Raw genomic sequence first — 21,123 nt, 5'->3', positions numbered from 1 at the left:
TATAATATTTTATCTTTAGACCTCATAAAAATAGCTATGACCGTAAAAGAAGTCACCCAAATACTTGAAGATTTAGCACCTCTAGCCTATGCCGAAGGTTTTGACAACGTTGGCCTTCTAGTCGGAAATAGCAAAGCAAAGGTTTCCGGCATACTTGTAACCTTGGACACGTTGGAAAACGTGGTAGATGAGGCTATTTCACAAAACTGTAATCTAATAATAAGTTTTCACCCCATCATTTTTGGGGGACTGAAAAAGTTGACAGGAAAATCATATGTAGAGCGGGTGGTTATCAAAGCCATTAAAAATGACATTGCCATTTACAGTATGCATACGGCTCTGGATAATGTTCCAGAAGGTGTAAATGCCAAAATATGTGAGGTTCTTGGCATAAAAAAACCACAAATTTTAATCCCCCAGAAGGAGACCATTAAAAAACTGACCACCTACGTACCAATTAAAGATGCCAACACCCTTAGAGATGCCCTTTTTAACGCAGGAGCAGGAAATATTGGCAATTACAGCAATTGTAGTTTTAGCACCAACGGCCAAGGAAGTTACAAAGCCGGTGAACAGGCCAACCCTACCCTTGGCGAAATAGGAAAAACCCATTACGAAGAAGAGACCCAACTAAGCGTTACTTTTTCCAAGGTAAACCAAGCAAAAATAATGAAGGCTTTGTTCACTACCCACCCCTATGAAGAAGTGGCGTATGAAGTGATGACTTTGGAAAATACGGATCAAAACATAGGTATGGGCATGATAGGTGAACTTGAAGAACCTATGGAAGACTTCTCTTTTTTAAAGAAAGTAAAGGAAAAAATGAATGCAGGCGGTATTCGCCATTCGAAGTTGCTAGGAAGAAAAATCAAAAAAATAGCTGTTCTGGGCGGCAGTGGTGCTTTTGCCATTTCGCCTGCAATGGCAGCAGGTGCGGATGTTTTGATTACAGCGGACATAAAATACCATGAATTTTACAAAGCGGAAGGTAAAATGATTATTGCAGATATAGGACACTATGAAAGCGAGCAGTTTACAAAAAACCTTTTAGTTGAGTATCTTACAAAAAAAATCCCTAATTTTGCAATCCGTTTATCGGAAAGTAAAACCAATCCCATCAAGTATTTATAAAATATATGGCAAAAAAATCAGAAGCAACGGTAGAGGAAAAGTTAAGGGCATTGTACGACTTGCAATTGATTGATTCAAGAGTAGATGAAATACGTAATGTACGAGGCGAACTTCCTTTAGAAGTAGAAGATTTAGAAGATGACGTTCTTGGTCTTAAAACAAGATTGGACAAGTTGAAAACAGATGTTGAGACCATCAATTTTGAGATTGGCGCAAAAAAGAACCTTATAGATGAGTCTAAAGCACTTATAAAAAAATATACGGAGCAACAGAAGAACGTTCGTAACAGTAGAGAATTTAACTCTATTAGCAAAGAACTTGAATTTCAAGAACTTGAAATTCAATTAGCGGAAAAGAACATTAAAGAGTTCAAAGCACAGATAGAGCAGAAAAAAGCAGTTATTTCCGAAACGAAAGAACGTTTATCTGAGCGCGAGTCTCACTTAAAGCACAAGAAAAGCGAGCTTGATGCTATTTTGGCCGAGACCGAAAAAGAAGAAAAAGCACTTCTTGCCCAGTCTGAAAAATACCAAAGCGAAATAGAAGAACGTCTTGTTAAGGCTTACACACGTATCCGTAACAACGTTAAGAACGGTTTGGCTGTTGTACCAATCGAAAGAGGCGCCTCAGGAGGTTCTTTCTTTACTATTCCGCCACAGGTACAGGTAGAGATTGCTTCCCGTAAAAAAATAATTACAGATGAGCACAGTGGTAGAATATTGGTTGATCCTGTTCTAGCTGAAGAGGAGCAAGAAAAAATGGGAAAAATGTTTACTAAAATGTAATTCTACATTTCCCTAATAAAACCAAAGCCATCTACTTTTTAAGTGGATGGCTTTTTTTTGGTATCTTAACAACTATAGAAAAGCTAATTATGCAAATTCTTAAACCTTTGTTTCCAATCCTATTCTTTATGACTTGGTGCTACTCATGGAGTCAAAACCTTGATGATTACAAATGGGAGAACCGTTTATTATTTTTCATAGCTGATAATGAATCTCTTACTCTTGAAAAAAATGTAAAGCTATTTACAGAGAATAAAAATGAATTAAAGGACCGTGATCTTATTATTCTAATAATGAACCGTAAAAATATTTTTAATACGGATGGCAGTAAATTGGATGTAAAAGCTGAACACGTCTATGAACAATTCCAATTAATGACCGATTATGAAGGTATTTTACTCATAGGTAAGGACGGCGGTGCCAAATTAAAAAAACCGCTGCCGGTTAATCCAGAAACTATATACAACACAATAGATGCTATGCCCATGCGCCAATCCGAGTTACGGAATAGAAAAAATTAAATCAAGCTCAATATCTTCTGCTCTACTTCTTCACTATCCCACTTATCCTCAATATTGGGCATTTCCAATACTTTTTGCATAATAGCTTCCTGAGCATCACCCATTTCTAGGGCTTCTGAATAGGGTCTGTTAGAAAATGTAACCCTAGAGTAGGCCGGAATCCATTTATCCGGGTGAAGGGCTGCAAAACGCTTCTCTATTTTTTTCTGTAACAGAAATTTAGGGTCGGCCGTCTTACTGCTCATTTCAACAAAATTGCGGTAACTGAGTTCCGCTATGGCATCTGCATTTGGTTTTCGTTCTTCTTGATACTCCTTAAAAATAGCTTCCCAATCATCGCCGTACTTCTCTATTTTCTGTTTTAGAATAAAAATATCTTCAAAACCGGCATTCATACCTTGACCGTAAAAAGGAACGATTGCATGGGCAGAATCTCCCACTAAAGCCACTTTGTCCCAATAGGTCCAAGGATAACATTTCATAGTTACCATGGCACTTGTAGGGTTCTTGAAAAAGTCTTGTGTTAGGTTTTCTATCTCTTTTCTAACATTAGGAAAGTAGGTTTTGAAAAAGTCTTTTGCTTGTTCTTTGGTTTCAATACTTTCAAAGGATACTTCTCCCTCAAAAGGCATAAACAAGGTACAGGTAAAACTACCATCAATATTAGGCATGGCAATCAGCATAAATTTACCTCTAGGCCAAATGTGAAACGAATTTTTATCCAGCTTGTGAGTGCCGTCCTCGTTGGCCGGTATAGAAAGTTCCTTGTAGCCTACGTCAATAAAATCTTGTGAATAATCAAACCTGCTTCGGCGTTGCATTTTATGCCGTACACGGGAAAATGCGCCATCGCAACCAAAAATTATATCATAGTTGTATTCTTTCCACTCGCCTTTTTCGGTCTCTCCTGTATATAATGTAGCTTCTGGTAAGTCTAAGTTCCAGACCTTCTCATCAAAACGAAATTCTACACCTGCTCCTTCCGCCAAATCTATCATTTTTTTGTTCAGCACACCTCTAGAAATAGACCAAATGGCCTCTCCTTCTTTCCCGTACTTTTGAAAATAGATGGGCTTATCTATTACATGCATGGCTCGCTTATCCAATGGGATAGCTATCTTTTTTATTTCATCCTCTATACCTACCTCGGCCAAAGATTGCCAGCCTCTATTGCTCATGGCCAAATTAATGGAGCGTCCTGAAAATTTAATATTTCTAATATCCGGCCTCCTGTCAAAAACGGTAATGGTATGGCCCATTTTTTTGAGATATATGGCCAGTAAAGAGCCAACAAGGCCAGAGCCTATTATGGCTATATTCTTAGAAGATTGTATCATATATTTAAGCTGAGAGGCTAATAAAGGACTAAAATAAGACATCAAAATTAAATGTACCCCTATAGTCCTAAAAATTGACGCAATTACACATAGAGAAGATATATTGTTTTAATATTTCATAATTTTATTAAACAAAACGCCAAACAATGTTGCACTATCAAGACGAAGATTTAAGTAAACTAACTTCTCGTTACCGCGCCAATCTCATAAATAGCTGTACTGGTTATAAATCACTAAACCTTATAGCTTCAATAGCTGGTCCTCAATTTACAAACTTGGCCTTATTTAATTCTGTAGTACATATTGGGAGTAATCCCGCAATGTTAGGCTTTATTTCTCGTCCATTAACTGTTCGCCGAGACACTTACAACAACATCAAAAAGAATCGTTTTTTCACGGTAAATCAAGTTAACGAGGCCATATACAAAGATGCACATCATACCTCTGCAAAATATGATGCGCTTACATCTGAATTTGAAAAAACGGGTTTGACCGAAGAATTCTTGGATAATTTCAAGGTTCCTTATGTAGCTGAGAGTTCTATTAAAATAGGTTGTGAATTTGTAAACGAATATACTATAGAGGAAAACGGATGTCTCCTAATTATTGGCGCCATCAAGCATATATACATCAATGAAGAAATCGTATCAAAAGATGGTTGGATACAATTGGACAAAGCAAATACAATTTCCTCTGTAGGTTTGGACGGCTATGCTTTACCAAAAGTTATTGACAGGTTGGCCTATGCCAAACCTCATGAGAAGACAAATTCTCTCTGGCATGAGTCATAAAAAAATACATCTACCAACTAAAGTTTGTGTGGTCTGCCTCAGACCTTTTGTGTGGCGAAAGAAATGGGAACGCGATTGGGAAAATGTAAAATATTGTAGTAAAAAATGTAGACAAATGGCAAATTGAATTTTAATCTTTTATTAATTAAATATATCCTATGAATTTAGTCTGGTTTAGAAACGATTTAAGAATCGCCGATAATCCGTCTTTATCGCAAGCCTGCAATACTAAAGACAATGTTATTGCGGTATATTGTTTTGACCCAAGGCATTATGAAAAAGATATTTTTGGTTTTCAAAAGACTTCAAATTATCGCGCTCAATTTTTAATAGAATCCGTATACGAATTAGAAAGAAACCTTAGTGAACTTAATATTTCTTTGATAATAGTTTACGATAAACCGGAACATACGATTCCACACCTAATTGAGAAGTATAGTATTGAAGCGGTTTACTTTCAAGAAGAATGGACTACAGAGGAAAGAAGTGTTTCAGAATCCGTAATTCTAGCATCTCCCGATTATATAAAATTTAAGAGTTCATACGGTCAGTTTTTAATTCACCCGGACGCAATTCCATTTCAAGACTACCAAAATATACCCGAGGTCTTTACAGTTTTTAGAAAAACATGCGAAGCTAAAACTAAAGTCAACCCAGTTATTCCTGCACCTCTACCCCAGCCGAAAAACAACTTAATTAAACAGCGTCATAAAAGTTTAGAACTTTCGGATTTAGGTCTTTTGAGTTTTGAAGAAGACTTCAGAACTGCTTTTCCTTTTAAAGGCGGAGAAAACCAAGCAATCAAAAGAATTGAAGAATACATCTGGAAAAAACAGAAATTATCGGTTTATAAAAAAACTCGTAACGGACTAATTGGTTCGGATTATAGTTCTAAACTTTCCGCATGGTTAGCAAATGGTAGTATATCTCCACGAACCATTTACTGGCATGTAAAAGATTTTGAAAAAGAAATTATCAAAAATGAGAGTACGTACTGGCTCATCTTTGAACTGTTATGGCGAGACTATTTCAAATACATTTCTTTAAAACATCAAAATAAAATATTCTGCTTAAAAGGTATTTCCGGAAGACCATATAATTGGCATAGCTCTGAAACATTATTAATACAATGGATTGAAGGCCGTACCAAATCTCCTTTCATAAATGCCAATATGAAAGAATTGTCTTCAACAGGGTGGATGAGTAATCGCGGGCGCCAAAACGTAGCAAGTTTTTGGTCCAAAGAGCTAGAACAAGACTGGCGTATTGGCGCCGCTTATTTTGAAAGTATGCTCATAGATTACGATGTGCATAGCAATTGGTGCAATTGGATGTATACAAGTGGTGTAGGAAACGACCCTAGAAATAGAAAATTCAACATAGAACGCCAAGCAAGTATTTATGACCCTCAAGGAAAATTTCAAAATCTGTGGTTACAAGAAACCCTCTTCTAAATAACTACAGCATATAAATTATATTCATGAAGACACTACGACTCATCTTAGGAGATCAACTGAACGAAAACCATTCTTGGTTCAAGAATGTTGATAAAGACGTTACCTACATCATGGCCGAAATGCGTCAAGAAACGGACTATGTTAAACATCATATCCAAAAAGTAGTGGCATTCTTTTTAGCTATGCGTAATTTCTCCGAAACTATAAAGTCCAAAGGCCATCAGTGTATTTATTTGAAAATTTCCGATAATAACAACCCTCAAAACTTGAAAGAAATAATAAAACATTACATTGAGGAGACCACCGCAACAAATTTTGAATACCAATTACCGGATGAATATCGTTTGGACCAACAATTACAATCTATTTGCCAAAATCTGGATTGCAACTATAAAGCCGTAGAAACCGAGCATTTTTATACCACTAGATTTGAGCTCAAAAACTTTTTCTCAGGCAAAAAACAGCTTATTATGGAAAGTTTCTACCGCATGATGCGTAAAAAACACCATATTCTAACCACCGGAAACCAACCAGAAGGTGGCAAATGGAACTACGACCATAGCAATCGTAAAAAATGGAAAGGTCAACCTACGATACCAACATCTAAGGACTTTCATAATAATGTGCAGCATCTTATTTCCGAAATTAATGAAAGTGGAGCACAAACATTTGGGCGCATAGACCCTACTAATTTTAATTGGCCTTTTTCAAGAAAAGAAGCATTGGCCGTCTTGGATTACTTCTGCGAGAACCTGCTGGAACATTTTGGTGATTTTCAAGATGCCCTTCACACAAATGAAAAGTTTTTGTTTCATTCAAGGTTATCGTTTGCTATGAACAGTAAGATTATTTCACCCAAAGAAGTCATTGATTCGGTCATAGCATACTACCATGATCATACAGATACCATTCACATTTCTCAAGTAGAGGGCTTTGTTCGTCAAATTCTAGGTTGGCGAGAATATATGCGCGGTATTTATTGGAAAGAGATGCCTACCTATTCCAAGGTCAACGAACTAAATAACACCAACTCTCTACCAGATTTCTTCTGGACCGGTAAAACTAAAATGAATTGTTTGCATCATGCCATTGAACAAAGTCTTGACGAGGCCTATGCACACCATATACAACGTTTGATGATTACTGGTAATTTTGCACTTTTAAACATGACGGATCCCGACCAAGTAGATGCTTGGTACCTCGGCATCTATATTGATGCCATTGAATGGGTAGAAATAACCAACACAAGGGGTATGAGCCAATTTGCAGATGGTGGTATTGTAGCCACCAAACCTTATGTTAGTAGCGCCAACTATATAAACAAAATGAGCAATTATTGTAGTAGCTGCCATTATTCCCACACCAAAAAACTAGGAGACAAGGCGTGTCCGTTCAATGCTCTTTACTGGAACTTTCTAGACGAAAAGCGAGCACATTTTAAAGATAATAACCGAATGGCCATGATGATGAGCCTGTTGAACAAAAAATCTGCAGAAGAACTAGAAGCCTTAAAAAAAAGAGCCAATGCTATTATTGAAAAGCCCGATTTATACTAAGGTTATATAGTTTTTAGGGGAAAAGGAACGTCCTACGCAAAAATTTGCTTTGTAAATACAATAATGGTTTCGCGAGAGCGTCTATATATATCCCAAAAAAGTCCTTCGTAATTTAATTACGAAGGACTTTTTCTTTTTTTTTGAGATTAAAATTACTATTCTAAAATACCGTCTACAATGCCATAGGCAATAGATTCTTCGGCATTCATCCAATAATCCCTATCAAAATCTCTCAATACTTTTTCATAGTCCTGACCACAATTGTCTGCTAAAATACGGGCACTCAATTCTTTGGTCTTGATGATTTCTTTGGCCTGAATTTCAATATTTGAAGCTTGCCCTCTTGCACCACCACTTGGTTGGTGAATCATAACCTGCGCATGGGGCTGAATAAACCTTCTACCTTTTTTTCCAACAGAAAGCAATATAGAACCCATAGAGGCCGCAAGACCTGTACAGATTGTAGAAACAGGGCTTTTTAAAGATTTTATGATGTCATACATAGCAAAACCAGAAGTAACGTAACCACCCGGACTATTTATATATAACTGTATTTCTTCATTATTCTGCATATCTAAATACAATAAACGATCTATAACGTGCTTGGCGGAATCATCATCTACCATGCCCCATAAGAAGACCTTTCTTTCTTCTAACAATTTTTCGTCTATCGCTTCTTGAACTTTTCCTTTTTTAGAACTCATTTGCTATTATTTATACATCTCAAAATTAAACAATTTATCTGTACCAAAATAGTGTTACATGATTATCAATGTAATTACCCTTCATCGCTTTTTCTTACAACCCGTCCCAGACCGTTCATTTATTCTCATCGATAGAAATAAACCGCTCATCTATAGATATATGCCGCTAACGAATAAAACCTACGTTCATCGTATAGTCTACTAATTAACAAGGGTATAGGTGACCTTTGTACGGAACAAATAAAACATATGCTATAAAATTACGGCACTTTTTTATCCCAAATAACCTAGTTGCTACAGATTGAACTTGACCTTAATTACACCATTACACACCCTTTACAGGTAAAGACTTAATGTAGCTTCTAATTATATGTTTACAAAACTTATAATTATGAAGAAAAAATTACACCAAAAAAAAATTACACGAGCTCTTGGGTTCGTTTTTCTCATATTCGCTTTTAACTCCGTCAGTGCGCAACTTCAAAGAGGTTTCTCTCCTCGGTATTCGGAAACCATTACAGGTGACTTTACTATGGTTGCTAACAACGTACTTTCCCGGCATGCAACAAATGCATACAACGGGAACGGTAGTAACCATGATTTTTCGGACAACGTATTTGTAGATATAGATAGTGACCCTACTACTTTTAATTCCAGTAGCGCCAATTTATCAAACCCCTCTCCCGGCAGTTCTTGCTTGACCATAGAACGTGTTTTTCTGTATTGGGCAGCAGCCGATAAAGAATATGAAGTAGATGGTTCCGGAACACCAATTGCGGGCAATGGAGGCGTTGAGCCCTCTTGGAATTTTGATGATATTAAATTAATGCTGCCAGGGTCTAGTACCTATGAGGCCACCCTAACTGCAGACGAAGTTATTTACCGCGGTAGGGACGACCATTTTGTTAACGACCCCTATATCTGTGTTAAGGACATTACGAGTTACGTACAAGGGTTGAGCGACCCTTTTGGCACCTACCAAGTAGCCAACGTTAAGGCCACTGAAGGACAATTACTATCTCATGGTGGCGGAAGAACAGGTACTTCCGGTGGATGGCAAATAGTCTTTGTTTGGCAGAGTCCGCTTATGCCTCAAAAACACATTACCCTTTTTGATGGGTATGCCCATATTACAAGCACACAGAATAATTTTGATGTTACTTTTGATGGTTTCCAAACCGTACCTAACGGTGAGGTAAAAGCAAATATGGTCATTGGTTCTTTTGAAGGAGATAGAGGAATTTCTCGCGATCAGTTATTGATATTGGATACTTCTAACTCATGGGAACCTTTGTCCACTCCAATGAGACCGGCCAATAATTTCTTCAACAGTTCCATTACTACAAATGGCAGTGACTTTTTGGACAGAATGCCCGCAAGTTCAAATACATTAGGGTATGATGCCAGCTTATTTCATTTGGAAAATACGGGCAACTCCCTAATTACCAACAATCAAACATCGGCTACGGTTCGTATGACTTCAGACCAAGAGGTTTATGGACTTTATCTTTTAGGTATGGCCGTAGAAGTTTACGAACCATCGTTAAACTCACTAGACCTTTACGCCACCGCTTCGGATGAAAACCCACGAACTGGAGAAACTATTCAAATCTATTTGGATGTTGCCAATACGGGGAACGACAATATTAGAAATTTATCTTTCTCTACTACCATACCCGAAGAAATGGATTTCATAAGTGTGGAACCGTTACCAAGTGAGATTACCTATAATTTTGACTCGGTTACAAGAGAACTTACTTTTAATGTAGCCGATGGTTATACGGATGTTACCAGTGCGCCCTATACTATTCAATATGCGGTACGTATTAAAGATGATGCTTACTTTTCAAGTATTCCCGCTTGTACGTTTAATTCGGATTCTCAAACCGTGGCTTTGTACACCGGCGAAATCAACACAACCCAACAAACCTCTAACAGTTCGTTTACGTTTGATGAATGTGGCGTTGGAAACGGAGACCCTACTACGATTATCATTAGCATTACCGATGTAGAAGCACCGGTCTTTGCTGAAAATCTTCCTGGAGATATTACGGTACCTTGTAACGGAGTACCGGATGCGGCCATCTTAACCGCTATAGATTATTGCGACCCGGACCCTACCGTAACTTTTACGGAGACCGCAACCAATGACCGAAATTGTGAAACCGGTTACGAGATAACCCGAACTTGGACAGCAACGGATAGTGCCAATAATACCTTCACCCATACACAAATTATCACTGTAATATCCGATGAATGTATAATGGACGAGGAAGCACCAACATTTGTGGAAGAACTTCCGCAAGACCTTATCGTAGATTGTGATTCTATTCCCGAGGCAGATGTGCTAACGGCTATAGATAATTGCGATACGGACCCCGTAGTAACTTTCACGGAAACCGCAACAAATAACGAAGACTGTACTACAGGTTACGAAATTACAAGAACATGGATTGCCGTAGATAACAACGGTAACGAAACTACACATACCCAGCTTATTATAGTTGAAGCGGATATGCTTTGTGATATTGAAAATCTAGTAGTTTCTAAAACCCTGACCGCCAATGGCGATGGCATAAATGATGTGTTTGAAATTTCAGGATTAGAAGGTTGTGATTACACCTATCATCTAAAAGTTTTTAACAGATGGGGCAATATTGTCTATGAAAATAGCGATTACACTAATGATTGGAGCGGCTATGCACCTAAAAGTTCATTGGGCAACTCAGCTATGCTTTCATCAGGAACATATTACTATATCATTGGTTTTGGAAACAATGAAATAAAACCTGTTAACGGATATATCTATATCGGTTCTAACTAAAAAAGGCAGTCATGACTACGTTAAAAAAATATCTAGTTGTTCTAGCTATAAGCTGTGCCTTTTTCTCAAATGCGCAACAACTACCGCAGTTTACACAATACGTATACAACACCATGTCCATAAACCCGGCATACGCCGGAAGCAGGCAAACGTTAAATGCTACTGCCTTGCACAGAAACCAATGGGCAGGTATAGAAGGTAATCCTACCACAAGCACCCTATCGGTTCATACGCCTATACGGTTCAGTAATGTAGGTGTTGGGTTATCCTATATAAACGACCAATTGGGATATGAAAAAACCAATTACATTTATGCGGATATCTCATATACCGTTCCCTTAAGTAGCACCGTTAATATGGCCTTAGGGTTAAAAGGTGGTGTTACCAACTACAAATTAGATACTCCGGACGAAACGGACCCATTCTTCTTTGATGGTTTTTCTAAATGGAACCCGAACATGGGAGCCGGAATTTATGTAAGCTCCAATAAATGGTATCTGGGTGTTTCAACTCCTCGTATTCTTAATACCGATTTAAACAATGGTGAATTCGTGGCTCTTGAACGTAATAGTTATTACGCCATTGGTGGATATGTTTTTGATATAGGCGAAACCACAAAATTCAAGCCCACGGCAATACTTAAATACACCAACGGGGCACCTGCATCATACGATGTAACGGCAAATTTTCTTTTCTATGAGAAATTTTGGATCGGTGCTTCCTATCGTTTTAATGACTCGGACAGTTTTGGGATACTAATGGATTATGCTATTTCCGATTCTTTTAGAATTGGGTATGCCTATGACTTACCTACCTCAACTTTTAGACCCTATTCTGGAGGCACACATGAGGTCATTCTTATCTATGAGCTTTTTGACCGAGGTTTAAAAGCCATGAAATCTCCTCGTTATTTCTAAATAGATTTTCATTTTTATAAAAGCACCTCGTCATACATTTTACTTTACAGTCTTTGCTTTAAACAAAAGCCGTTATCTTTGGGGAAAATTCTAGTTATGACAAAGTACTTTTCCGCCTGCATACTTTTGACCTTTTTAGTTATAGGTTGTAAAGAGACCAAAAAGTCTGAAGCACCACAACCTGAAAAAGAACTATCCATTCTAGAAAAAATAGCCTATGCCAATGGTTACAAAAATTGGAACAAGGTAGAAGAGCTTAAATTTACTTTTAATGTAGACCGTGATACTTCTCACTTTGAACGTACATGGATTTGGAAACCAAAAACTAACCAAGTTACTGCCATATCTACCAAAGACACTTTAGTCTACAACCGAAAAGACATGGATAGCACCGCCTATAAAACCAATGGTGGATTCATAAATGATAAATATTGGCTCATAGCGCCTATAAATATTTTATGGGACAAAGATGGAAGCACCAATGAGCTTACACCAAATGTAGAGGCACCTATCAGCAAAAAGCCCATGCAAAAACTAACGGTAGTTTACAAGCAAGAAGGTGGCTATACCCCTGGAGACGCTTATGATTTCTATTTTGACGACGATTATCTAGTAAAAGAATGGGTGTTTAGAAAAGGTAACCAAGAAGAACCTTCTATGACCACCACTTGGGAAGATTACACTGAAGCAGGTGGACTCAAAATTGCCAAAATGCATCAAAATGAGGATGGTAGTTTTAAACTCTATTTTACCAACATTGAAGTAAAAACAAACTAAGTATTACGTTTTTTTCGGTTTCTGGTCAATTTAAAAGTAGCGGCCAATACCAAAAGAGCGCAAGCGAACAATACCAGAAAACAGGTCTTGAGTGAAGAGCTATCGGCAATAAACCCTAAAATTGGCGGAGCTACCAAAAATCCGGTATAGCCCGTGCCAGCAATAAAAGAAACACCTTGCGCAGAATCCACACCTTTCACTTTGCCTCCAATACGAAAAACTTCGGGTACCATAACGGAAAAACCGAGTCCGCTTAAAGCAAACCCTGAAATGGCCATATAGGTTTCGGTACTTAAAACCATGAGGTATCCTACCAACACCAAAATAGTAGCAAAAGTTACCATTTTTACCGAGCCCATTTTTTCGCTTATACCATCACCTAAAAATCTCCCCAAGGTCATGGTAACCTGAAAACCTAAAAATCCGGCGCCCCAGAGCAATTCGGGTGCCAGGCTTATTTCCTTTAAATAAAGTCCGCTCCAGTCTACAATGGCGCCTTCACTCCCCATCGCTACAAATGAGATCAACCCAAGAAACAGCATCGGCTTAAATAACTTTAAACTGAATGCTTCCTTTTCTTCAACTGCTGCCACTACATTCTTATATTTTCCGTGGAAAATAAAATTCACGACCAAAACCAGTATCACCGCCAGTAACATATGTAAAGGTGGATTGTCCAAAGGACCGATAAGAAAACTACCAAGACCGGCCAATACCCCTCCCAAACTGAAAAAGCCATGAGAAGCACTCATAAAATTTTTCTTATCCTCCTTTTCCAGCTCCGTTACCAAGGTATTCATAGAAATATCCGTAAACCCATTGGAAGCCCCTAATAGAAAAAGTGCGGCCATAAGGGTATAATAACTAGGTGCCAACAAAGGCAAAAGGGCAGCTATACTGCTCAACACCACCCCGTACCATGTTGCCTTTCCTACCCCTATCTTATTAATGATAGATGAAGCCATAGGAAACACCGTAAATACCCCTAGAGAAAGAAAAAATATAGCCAAACCCAATTGGGACTTGTCTATTTGAAGCTGCTCCTTTACAGTTGGTATATAAATTGCCCAAGTACCAAAAAGAATATTTATACTGGCAAATACCCAGGCCGCACCAAAATAACGGGAATTGGTAAGTATAAGGCGTAATGATTTCATGAAACGAATTTAACATCTAAGGTACTTTAAAAACGCCAACCTATAAATCAAAAAAAGACCATCTTCCATAGATGGTCTTTGAGTTCGTTTCTGGCCCATATTTGGTTTTAGCTACATCGTTTAATATAATTCCAGCGTGTATAGTCCCGTTGGTACAAACGACCGTAATAAAGCACATAATCCCCTACCCTATAGCTTTTACTTGAGGAGTAATTAGCAGTAGTATCGCATAGGTCTTCCTCTGGTTGCGGATTACCGCCACCACCGCCCGAAGAAGGGTAAGCAGCATTGGTTCCTTGAATATCCAAAGTAGACAAACGTGCTTGTCTTTGTGGCAGCGTATTTCCGTTCAGGTCCGTTATAGTAGGCTGTCCGTTTTTACTGAATGTGTAGCTACCATACATCATTATTGAATTTACATCAAAAGAACCGGTAAGGAAGGTTGCGGAAGTACTTTTGTAGAACTGGTCCTGAGCATTGGATTGAATATTTTCCGTACGGATTATAATATGGTCATCCCTATCTGCCCTGTTCTGTTCATGAATATAACCCAAGGTATGCCCCAGTTCATGTATGATAACAACGGCCGTAGCACGAGTCCCTAATCTAATATAACCACGAGAATTGTACATTCCTAAAGTTGCCACCCCTGAATTACTATTGGAACCTGAAGAAGATATGGTAACGTAATTAGATTGATTGGTACGTTCTTTAAACCTAACGTTGGTTTTATTGGACCATTCGTCAAAAGACTTTTGCAACTCACTGCGCACGCTAGAACTTAAACCGTTAATTACATAATACACCGTATTATCCGGCCATTTTCTAATGCCGCCCGCCAACGCCAATCCGGACAATTCTTCTCCGGGAACAGGATTAGGATTATAGCTGTCAGGGGAATCTGCCAGTTGCTCCTCGAACAAGCGTGTGTCCGTACCTGCCAAGCTATAGGTGCCATCCTCTTCTAGTTGTACCTGTACGGTATCGCCCATAAAGTATTTTGTAATAAATTCAGCATCTTGATCAACCGGAACTTCTGCTTTGGGAGCTACAGAAGTTTCGGCATCAAGCTCAGTGGTATCATTGGAACAGGAGGCTATTACCAATGTACTTACTGCCAATAAAAGCATAAGACGAGTAGGGAACGTTTTGTTTTTCATATTTTTCAATTTAGTGTTCATTTTAAATTTTGGGGCCAAAACTTACTTTATACGTACGAGATGAACCACCATAATAGCCGATGAATGGTCAATATTATCGATGAAATACACTAATTAAAAAGTTTGAAATACCTAAAAATCGCTCCTATCCCCTTAAAAATGGGGTAAAAAAGTCTATGGAAAGAATATAGAAATTACAACGTCTTGATGCCTTCTTTTAAAATCTGACCAAAGCGGTACATATCTTCATACGAACAATAAAAAGGAGCTGGTGCCAAGCGAATAACATTAGGCTCCCGCCAATCCGTAATGACTCCGTTATCCATTAAATAATCAAAAAGTGGTTTGCCCTGTCCGTGAAGAAAAACGGATAATTGGGTACCTCTATCCTCTGGAGTTATAATCTCAAAAGTGGTTCCGTCTATTTCGGCATCTATTTCATGAAGAACAAACTCCAAATACGCCACAATGCGATCTCTTTTCTCTAGTAAGGCATCCATACCCACTTCTTCGAACATCTCCAAAGAAGCCAAATATGGTGCTACGGATAGTACCGGAGGATTGCTCAACTGCCAAGCATCGGCATTTGCCATGGGTTCAAATTCCGGTTTCATTAAAAATCGGGTTTCCTTTTTGGTTCCCCACCATCCCTCAAACCTGGGTATGTCTTTTTTATTCAAATAACGCTCATGGATAAATACACCGGAAGCATTTCCGGGTCCGCTATTCATATATTTATAGCTACACCACGCGGCAAAATCCGCATCCCAATCATGTAGTTTTAATTCTATATTTCCGGCACCATGGGCCAAATCCCAACCTACATTGGCACCTACGGCCTTACCCGCCTTGGTAATAGTTTCCATATCAAAAACCTGACCGTTGTAATAATTTACGCCCCCAATAAGAACCAATGCCAACTCATCTCCCAACTCTTCTATCTTTTGAAGAACATCTTCGGTACGCCAGAAATGCTCACCATCCCTTTTCTTTACCTCTACCAAAGCATCATTGGGGTCTAACCCATGATTTCTTACCTGACTTTGCAGCATATACTGATCTGACGGAAATGCTTTTTCCTCACAAAGAATCTTATAACGTTTGCTCGTAGGTCTATAGAAAGTAACCATCAAAAGATGAAGGTTTACCGTTAGGGTGTTCATTACGGATACTTCCTCTGTTTTTGCCCCCACTACCTTGGCCAGTGGTGCCGCTAACTGCTCGTGATAATCCCACCATGGTTTATCTGAGTGAAAGTGACCTTCTACGGCAAGCTCTTTCCAGTCGGTCATGACCTCATCTACAAACTTTTTGGTACGCTTAGGCTGTAATCCAAGGGAGTTTCCCGTAAAATAGATAACCTGTTTTCCATTTACTTTAGGAAAATAAAATTCATCGCGATAGCTTCGTAATTTATCTTCAGAATCCAACTTTTGGGCAAACGCTAAGGTGTTCTCGAATGTCATAAAGGTCTTTTTTTCAAAAATACAATTTCAGAAGGGATATTAAAGCTATTGCAGGGCTACTTTAAATCAACAATTCGCATCTCAATAATATGCTTTTTAAAACCTGCTTTTTCATAGGCTTTAATAGCTGCATCATTTTCATCATAAACGGTAAGGCGTATTTCTGTAATACCATTTGAAATGGACCAATCTCGCAAGGCTTTCACCACCTTTTTATTGAGCCCCTTCCCCCTAAAATCCGGATGCGTGTACATAAACCCCAAATAACTATAGGTTTCATGATTAAGGTACGGTTTGGCCGGTCTGATTTTAGCATAGCCAGATGCTACCAAACGCCTATTGAATTCAATAACTACCACCTGGGATTCATTACTTTTTATCAATTCCCCCAAATCATAATAACTGATCGGGTCCTTCTTTAAGGTTGGGTCATACGGCCTTTCAAAAGCAATGATTCCTTGCTCAAATTCAAGCAATGTTTCCAAATCTTCCAATGAGGCACTTCGTGTTATAAATTCACTCATAGTATTTACGGTTATAGGCTACGGTTCTGAAGTTCTAAAATACTATATATTTGCAGAAATTTCAGGCATGCATTTCTTATCTGCGGATTTAGAGGATTATATTCAAAACCATTCAGAAAACGAACCTCAATTACTTCAAGAGCTCACCAGGGAGACACATCTTAAAGTAGTTCGCCCACGTATGCTTACCGGACATTTTCAAGGTAGGGTTCTAAGCGTATTATCCAAAATAATCTACCCGAAGAACATTCTAGAAATTGGCACCTATACGGGATATTCTGCGTTATGTCTGGCAGAGGGCATGCAGAAAGATGGCCATTTACATACTATAGATATCAACGAGGAGCTACAGGAGATACAAGAGCGTTATTTTTCACGGAGTGCCTACAAAGACCAGATTATACAACATATTGGGGATGCCAAAAATATTATACCGCAATTAGAAACTACCTTTGACCTTGTTTTTATTGATGCCGAAAAAGAAGATTATCCCGATTATTTTGAGCTGGTCATGAAAAAGACCCGACCCGGCAGCGTTATCCTATCCGACAATGTATTATGGTCCGGAAAAGTAGTTGAAGCTGTGGACAAAAAAGATAAGGTAACCCCTATTCTGTTGGACTTCAACAAAAAGTTAAAAGAAGACCCTCGCGTAGAAACCGTTCTACTTCCTATTAGGGATGGCTTAACCCTAAGTAGGGTGCTATAAACCTAACATATAGATTATAAAAGAACAGTGCGGAAAGAACACCAACGGTAGAACCCACTATAATATCCGTAGGAAAGTGCACGCCTACAAATATACGGCTGAATACAAATAATAATGGCCAAATATAAAACAGCCAACACCATTTAAAGCGGTTCCTTAGAAACAGCACCACGATAGTGGTAGCCGAAAAAGAACTAGACGAATGTCCGGAAAAGAAACTATAACTGGAGGAAGGTTTAAGAATACGAATCAATGTATTCATAGTTTCGTCATTATTAGGCCGTAATCTGGCTACTACTTCTTTGGTTAAATCAGTAAGGGTGGTCACAAAAAAAATCATTGCAACTATAGTGAGCACCACATAAATTGCTTCCTTTTTTGGATATTTTATAAAAATAAGAATGAAGAATAAAGCAAATAAAGGAATCCAAGTACTAAACTGGGTTACAATAAGCCAAAATTGATCATACTCTTCAATGCCTAAATTGTTCAGGTAGATAAAAGTTTCCCTGTCCCATTCTAGAATACGATCCAGCAAATCTAACTTCTTTTGATAGTTCCCGTAACATCATCAACGCTCTTCTTAACGTCGCTTACTCCTTTTTTGATGTCGGTACCGATTCCTGAAGTAATATTATCCTTAACCTCATCAATATCCTTTTTGATGTCGGTTATAAAACTGGTGTCTATCCCCTGTTTATCGGCGCTTTTCTGAATTTCTTGTTTAATATCTTCCGTAGCGTCCTTTAATTGACGCATGCCCTTGCCCAGCCCTTTGGCTATGCCAGGAATCTTATCGGCGCCAAAAACCATGACCACGATGAACATGATAAAGAATATTTCGCCTCCGCTAATGAATAAAAAGTGCAATGAATACATATCACAAATATAATGAAGTTTACATAGAAAGACCTGCTAGGTTACGAAAACCTAGCAGGTCTTTTTGTGATATTAACAAAAATTTATTTGCCTTTAACAGCGTTTTCTTTCATCTTATCAAAATCAGATTTCTCTTCTTTCTTAGGCCATGCATTGTTAGAGGTATCTATATCTGCCGTTTCTGCCTTTGGATCAACAACAACACCGGTAAGTTCTGTCTGCGAAGATATCACTACGCTCACCTCTTTATCGTTCTTGCGCCAGATTTCCGGTGGGTAGGTAATATTCTTAGTAGTCCCGTCCGCATACGTATACTCAACAATTAAAGGCATAGGTATTCCGCCCGGTTTATCATAAGTAACCTCATAAAAATACTTAGGCTCTTTAACAGCCGCTCTTTCTTCGGCAGTTAAATTATCCATCATAAACTCCTTAAGCGATTTTGAGTTTTCCGATGGCATTTTTCCTTTTATGTTAGGGTCAATTTCTTCACTACCTTCCTCTGCCATGTAAACCAAAGGTGGTAAATCGGCCTCAGAGATACCCCTTGCCGCCATGTACTCTTGCATTTTTTTGGTAGGCTTATCCGTAACATAGTACTTCTTAATGCCTTTTACGCCAATATCTACAAAATCAGTTGTATAGAACCATCCTCTCCAGTACCAATCCAAATCTACGGCAGAAGCGTCTTCCATAGTTCTAAAAAAGTCCTCTGGAGTTGGGTGCTTGAACATCCAACGGTGCGAATATGTCTTAAAAGCATGATCAAAAAGCTCTCTGCCCATTACGGTCTCACGAAGAATATTTAAAGCGGTAGCCGGTTTTCCATAAGCATTTGGACCTAACTGGTACACATTTTCCGGGTTGGACATAATAGGTGCAATGGTACTCTGATCACCTGCCATGTACGGAACAATTTTAGAAGGATCTCCCCTTCTTGACGGGTACTTGTCATTAGGCGCTATGGCTTCAGGGTATTTTTCCCCAAATTCTTGCTCGGCCATAAACTGCATGAACGTATCTAGACCTTCATCCATCCAACCCCATTGGCGTTCATCGGAATTTACGATCATAGGAAAAAAGTTGTGTCCTACCTCATGAATAATTACGCTGATCATCCCGTACTTCACACGGTCCGAATATGTACCATCTTCATTGGGACGCCCATAGTTCCAGCAAATCATAGGGTACTCCATACCTTGTTGCTTGGCATGTACCGAAATTGCTTTTGGATAAGGATAATCAAATGTGTGTGATGAGTACGATTTTAAGGTATGCGCCACGGCCTTGGTAGAATACTCTTCCCACAATGGGTTTCCTTCTTTTGGATATAACGAAACCGCCATAACATCTTTGTTGCCCACCTTTACGGCCTGCATATCCCAAATAAACTTTCTAGAGGTGGCAAAACCGTAATCCCTTACGTTCTCCGCTCTAAACTTCCAGGTCTTTTTCTTTTCCGAAAACCCTTTTTCTGCTTCCTCTGCTTCTTCTTGGGTTACGATAAGTACCGGTTTATCATACGATTTCTTTGCCTTTTCATAACGCTTCATCATTTCCTTTGAAAAAACTTCCTTTCTATTCTGAAGTGTTCCCGTAGCATCCAAAACGTGATCGGCAGGTACCGTAATGTTCACATCATAGTCCCCAAAGGTAAGGGCAAACTCGCCACTACCCCAGAACTGATGGTTCTGCCATCCTTCTACATCACTATATACCGCCATTCTAGGAAAGAACTGAGCTATAACATAAGCTCGGTTTCCGTCTTTCTCAAAATATTCATACCCAGAACGAGCACGGTTTATAGTATGGTTTGGGATATTGTAATCCCATTTGATAGAGAATGAAATTTGTTCTTTACTTTTTAATGGCTGTGGAATATCTATACGCATCATGGTCTGGTTGATGGTATATTTTAACGGTTTTCCGTTAGCGTCCTTTACGTACGCTATGTTAAACCCGCCGTCAAAAGTTTCTGTCATATATTTTTGTGCAAAAGCACTGGCTTGTTCGGCCATAGGTACACCGTCACCGTTCCGTAAGGGCGACTTTGACGTTTTTGCCCGTACGTTTTGATCCAACTGCAACCAAAGGTATTCTAGATGGTCTGGAGAATTATTGGTGTAGGTAATAGTTTCCGTACCGTAGATTTTGGCATTTTTATCATCTAGCTCAATATCCATTTTGTAATCGGCTTGTTGCTGATAATAATCCGGGCCCGGAGCTCCCGAAGCGGAACGATAGTTGTTGGGAGTCGCAAACTCCTCGTACAACTGTTTAAACTTATTCTGATTGTAATGACCGGGTTCTTTGTCTGCATTAACCCCTTTCTGTGCCATTAAAATGTTGGCAAATACAAAAAGTAACGTAGCTAGACCGTACTTTAATCTATTCATTTGTGTCTGTGGTTTTAAGCGTGGGAAAATAT

The 21,123-nt window shown here is 38.7% G+C and carries 20 protein-coding genes; 11 read left to right on the top strand and 9 right to left on the bottom strand.

What is annotated here, in order from left to right; translation table 11 throughout:
- Positions 1-36: 36 nt before the first annotated feature.
- The 3 genes from Q4597_RS12800 (at position 37) to Q4597_RS12790 (ending at position 2,437) form a co-directional block, all read left to right on the top strand.
- A complete protein-coding gene (locus Q4597_RS12800; RefSeq protein ID WP_303406490.1) occupies positions 37-1,131 on the top strand; it encodes a Nif3-like dinuclear metal center hexameric protein in 1,095 nt (364 codons plus the stop codon).
- 5 nt (positions 1,132-1,136) lie between these two features.
- A complete protein-coding gene (locus tag Q4597_RS12795; protein ID WP_215441953.1) occupies positions 1,137-1,916 on the top strand; it encodes a zinc ribbon domain-containing protein in 780 nt (259 codons plus the stop codon).
- 89 nt (positions 1,917-2,005) lie between these two features.
- Positions 2,006-2,437, top strand: coding sequence for a DUF4174 domain-containing protein (locus Q4597_RS12790; protein WP_215441954.1), 432 nt, complete (start codon positions 2,006-2,008; stop codon positions 2,435-2,437).
- Here the strand turns inward: Q4597_RS12790 and Q4597_RS12785 are convergent.
- A complete protein-coding gene (locus tag Q4597_RS12785; protein ID WP_303406489.1) occupies positions 2,434-3,774 on the bottom strand; it encodes an NAD(P)/FAD-dependent oxidoreductase in 1,341 nt (446 codons plus the stop codon). The genes Q4597_RS12790 and Q4597_RS12785 overlap by 4 nt on opposite strands.
- A 146-nt stretch (positions 3,775-3,920) precedes the next feature.
- On the opposite strand from Q4597_RS12785, the gene Q4597_RS12780 reads away from it, so the two are divergent.
- From Q4597_RS12780 to Q4597_RS12765, 4 genes are read left to right on the top strand one after another with little or no spacing between them, the layout of a single operon-like run.
- On the top strand, positions 3,921-4,565 hold the full coding sequence (locus Q4597_RS12780) for a flavin reductase family protein (RefSeq protein ID WP_215441956.1): 645 nt from the start codon (positions 3,921-3,923) through the stop codon (positions 4,563-4,565).
- The gene (locus Q4597_RS12775) at positions 4,486-4,692 is read left to right on the top strand and encodes a DUF2256 domain-containing protein (RefSeq protein WP_408065838.1); all 207 of its coding nucleotides are present in this window, start codon (positions 4,486-4,488) and stop codon (positions 4,690-4,692) included. The genes Q4597_RS12780 and Q4597_RS12775 overlap by 80 nt, the downstream gene beginning before the upstream one ends.
- A gap of 31 nt (positions 4,693-4,723) precedes the next feature.
- The gene (locus Q4597_RS12770; protein WP_303406487.1) at positions 4,724-6,019 is read left to right on the top strand and encodes a DASH family cryptochrome; all 1,296 of its coding nucleotides are present in this window, start codon (positions 4,724-4,726) and stop codon (positions 6,017-6,019) included.
- 26 nt (positions 6,020-6,045) lie between these two features.
- The gene (locus tag Q4597_RS12765; protein WP_303406486.1) at positions 6,046-7,578 is read left to right on the top strand and encodes a cryptochrome/photolyase family protein; all 1,533 of its coding nucleotides are present in this window, start codon (positions 6,046-6,048) and stop codon (positions 7,576-7,578) included.
- 155 nt (positions 7,579-7,733) lie between these two features.
- Here Q4597_RS12765 and Q4597_RS12760 read toward each other — a convergent pair whose 3' ends face one another.
- A complete protein-coding gene (locus Q4597_RS12760) occupies positions 7,734-8,282 on the bottom strand; it encodes a ClpP family protease (protein ID WP_215441960.1) in 549 nt (182 codons plus the stop codon).
- Between the two features lie 391 nt (positions 8,283-8,673).
- Between Q4597_RS12760 and Q4597_RS12755 the strand changes: the two genes are divergently transcribed.
- The 3 genes from Q4597_RS12755 (at position 8,674) to Q4597_RS12745 (ending at position 12,800) form a co-directional block, all read left to right on the top strand.
- Positions 8,674-11,106: a gliding motility-associated C-terminal domain-containing protein gene (locus Q4597_RS12755; protein ID WP_303406485.1), complete on the top strand. Its 2,433-nt coding sequence runs from the start codon at positions 8,674-8,676 to the stop codon at positions 11,104-11,106.
- Between the two features lie 11 nt (positions 11,107-11,117).
- Entirely contained in the window at positions 11,118-12,023 is a 906-nt protein-coding gene (locus tag Q4597_RS12750) for a type IX secretion system membrane protein PorP/SprF (RefSeq protein WP_303406484.1), read from the top strand.
- A gap of 96 nt (positions 12,024-12,119) precedes the next feature.
- Positions 12,120-12,800 carry a hypothetical protein gene (locus Q4597_RS12745; RefSeq protein ID WP_303406483.1) on the top strand — a complete coding sequence of 227 codons (681 nt, stop codon included), beginning with the start codon at positions 12,120-12,122 and terminating at the stop codon, positions 12,798-12,800.
- Here the strand turns inward: Q4597_RS12745 and Q4597_RS12740 are convergent.
- From Q4597_RS12740 to Q4597_RS12725, 4 genes are all read right to left on the bottom strand, one after another.
- Positions 12,797-13,957 carry a sugar MFS transporter gene (locus Q4597_RS12740; protein ID WP_303406482.1) on the bottom strand — a complete coding sequence of 387 codons (1,161 nt, stop codon included), beginning with the start codon at positions 13,955-13,957 and terminating at the stop codon, positions 12,797-12,799. The two genes, Q4597_RS12745 and Q4597_RS12740, sit on opposite strands and share 4 nt — an antisense overlap.
- Before the next feature lie 107 nt (positions 13,958-14,064).
- Complete coding sequence (locus Q4597_RS12735; RefSeq protein WP_303406481.1) at positions 14,065-15,117, bottom strand: M12 family metallopeptidase; 1,053 nt, start codon at positions 15,115-15,117, stop codon at positions 14,065-14,067.
- 194 nt (positions 15,118-15,311) lie between these two features.
- Positions 15,312-16,583, bottom strand: coding sequence for a kynureninase (gene kynU, locus Q4597_RS12730; protein ID WP_303406480.1), 1,272 nt, complete (start codon positions 16,581-16,583; stop codon positions 15,312-15,314).
- Positions 16,584-16,639: 56 nt separating this feature from the next.
- Complete coding sequence (locus tag Q4597_RS12725; protein WP_303406479.1) at positions 16,640-17,107, bottom strand: GNAT family N-acetyltransferase; 468 nt, start codon at positions 17,105-17,107, stop codon at positions 16,640-16,642.
- Between the two features lie 67 nt (positions 17,108-17,174).
- Here Q4597_RS12725 and Q4597_RS12720 point away from each other — a divergent pair, with 67 nt between their 5' ends.
- On the top strand, positions 17,175-17,816 hold the full coding sequence (locus Q4597_RS12720) for an O-methyltransferase (RefSeq protein WP_303406478.1): 642 nt from the start codon (positions 17,175-17,177) through the stop codon (positions 17,814-17,816).
- Here Q4597_RS12720 and Q4597_RS12715 read toward each other — a convergent pair.
- The 3 genes from Q4597_RS12715 to Q4597_RS12705 form a co-directional block, all read right to left on the bottom strand.
- Positions 17,782-18,354 (bottom strand): phosphatase PAP2 family protein, encoded by a 573-nt coding sequence (locus Q4597_RS12715; protein WP_289061843.1) that lies wholly within the window; start codon positions 18,352-18,354, stop codon positions 17,782-17,784. The genes Q4597_RS12720 and Q4597_RS12715 overlap by 35 nt on opposite strands.
- Before the next feature lie 2 nt (positions 18,355-18,356).
- Positions 18,357-18,695, bottom strand: coding sequence for a twin-arginine translocase TatA/TatE family subunit (locus tag Q4597_RS12710; protein WP_215441970.1), 339 nt, complete (start codon positions 18,693-18,695; stop codon positions 18,357-18,359).
- Between the two features lie 83 nt (positions 18,696-18,778).
- The gene (locus Q4597_RS12705) at positions 18,779-21,091 is read right to left on the bottom strand and encodes a M1 family metallopeptidase (protein ID WP_303406477.1); all 2,313 of its coding nucleotides are present in this window, start codon (positions 21,089-21,091) and stop codon (positions 18,779-18,781) included.
- Positions 21,092-21,123: the final 32 nt, after the last annotated feature.

The organism is Zobellia sp. 1_MG-2023 (genome assembly GCF_030549125.1).
Lineage (GTDB): Bacteria > Bacteroidota > Bacteroidia > Flavobacteriales > Flavobacteriaceae > Zobellia > Zobellia russellii.
This window is presented reverse-complemented; position numbering and strand designations above follow the sequence as displayed.

Excerpts from the sequence above, each read along its gene's own strand:
- Q4597_RS12780 (WP_215441956.1), top strand. The coding sequence starts at position 3,921 with ATGTTGCACTATCAAGACGAAGATTTAAGTAAACTAACTTCTCGTTAC.
- Q4597_RS12770 (WP_303406487.1), top strand. The coding sequence starts at position 4,724 with ATGAATTTAGTCTGGTTTAGAAACGATTTAAGAATCGCCGATAATCCG.
- Q4597_RS12740 (WP_303406482.1), bottom strand. The coding sequence starts at position 13,957 with ATGAAATCATTACGCCTTATACTTACCAATTCCCGTTATTTTGGTGCG.
- Q4597_RS12705 (WP_303406477.1), bottom strand. The coding sequence starts at position 21,091 with ATGAATAGATTAAAGTACGGTCTAGCTACGTTACTTTTTGTATTTGCC.
- Q4597_RS12755 (WP_303406485.1), top strand. The coding sequence starts at position 8,674 with ATGAAGAAAAAATTACACCAAAAAAAAATTACACGAGCTCTTGGGTTC.
- Q4597_RS12735 (WP_303406481.1), bottom strand. The coding sequence starts at position 15,117 with ATGAAAAACAAAACGTTCCCTACTCGTCTTATGCTTTTATTGGCAGTA.
- Q4597_RS12750 (WP_303406484.1), top strand. The coding sequence starts at position 11,118 with ATGACTACGTTAAAAAAATATCTAGTTGTTCTAGCTATAAGCTGTGCC.
- Q4597_RS12790 (WP_215441954.1), top strand. The coding sequence starts at position 2,006 with ATGCAAATTCTTAAACCTTTGTTTCCAATCCTATTCTTTATGACTTGG.
- Q4597_RS12800 (WP_303406490.1), top strand. The coding sequence starts at position 37 with ATGACCGTAAAAGAAGTCACCCAAATACTTGAAGATTTAGCACCTCTA.
- Q4597_RS12710 (WP_215441970.1), bottom strand. The coding sequence starts at position 18,695 with ATGTATTCATTGCACTTTTTATTCATTAGCGGAGGCGAAATATTCTTT.
- Q4597_RS12745 (WP_303406483.1), top strand. The coding sequence starts at position 12,120 with ATGACAAAGTACTTTTCCGCCTGCATACTTTTGACCTTTTTAGTTATA.
- Q4597_RS12785 (WP_303406489.1), bottom strand. The coding sequence starts at position 3,774 with ATGATACAATCTTCTAAGAATATAGCCATAATAGGCTCTGGCCTTGTT.
- kynU (WP_303406480.1), bottom strand. The coding sequence starts at position 16,583 with ATGACATTCGAGAACACCTTAGCGTTTGCCCAAAAGTTGGATTCTGAA.
- Q4597_RS12720 (WP_303406478.1), top strand. The coding sequence starts at position 17,175 with ATGCATTTCTTATCTGCGGATTTAGAGGATTATATTCAAAACCATTCA.
- Q4597_RS12760 (WP_215441960.1), bottom strand. The coding sequence starts at position 8,282 with ATGAGTTCTAAAAAAGGAAAAGTTCAAGAAGCGATAGACGAAAAATTG.
- Q4597_RS12725 (WP_303406479.1), bottom strand. The coding sequence starts at position 17,107 with ATGAGTGAATTTATAACACGAAGTGCCTCATTGGAAGATTTGGAAACA.
- Q4597_RS12775 (WP_408065838.1), top strand. The coding sequence starts at position 4,486 with ATGCTTTACCAAAAGTTATTGACAGGTTGGCCTATGCCAAACCTCATG.
- Q4597_RS12765 (WP_303406486.1), top strand. The coding sequence starts at position 6,046 with ATGAAGACACTACGACTCATCTTAGGAGATCAACTGAACGAAAACCAT.
- Q4597_RS12795 (WP_215441953.1), top strand. The coding sequence starts at position 1,137 with ATGGCAAAAAAATCAGAAGCAACGGTAGAGGAAAAGTTAAGGGCATTG.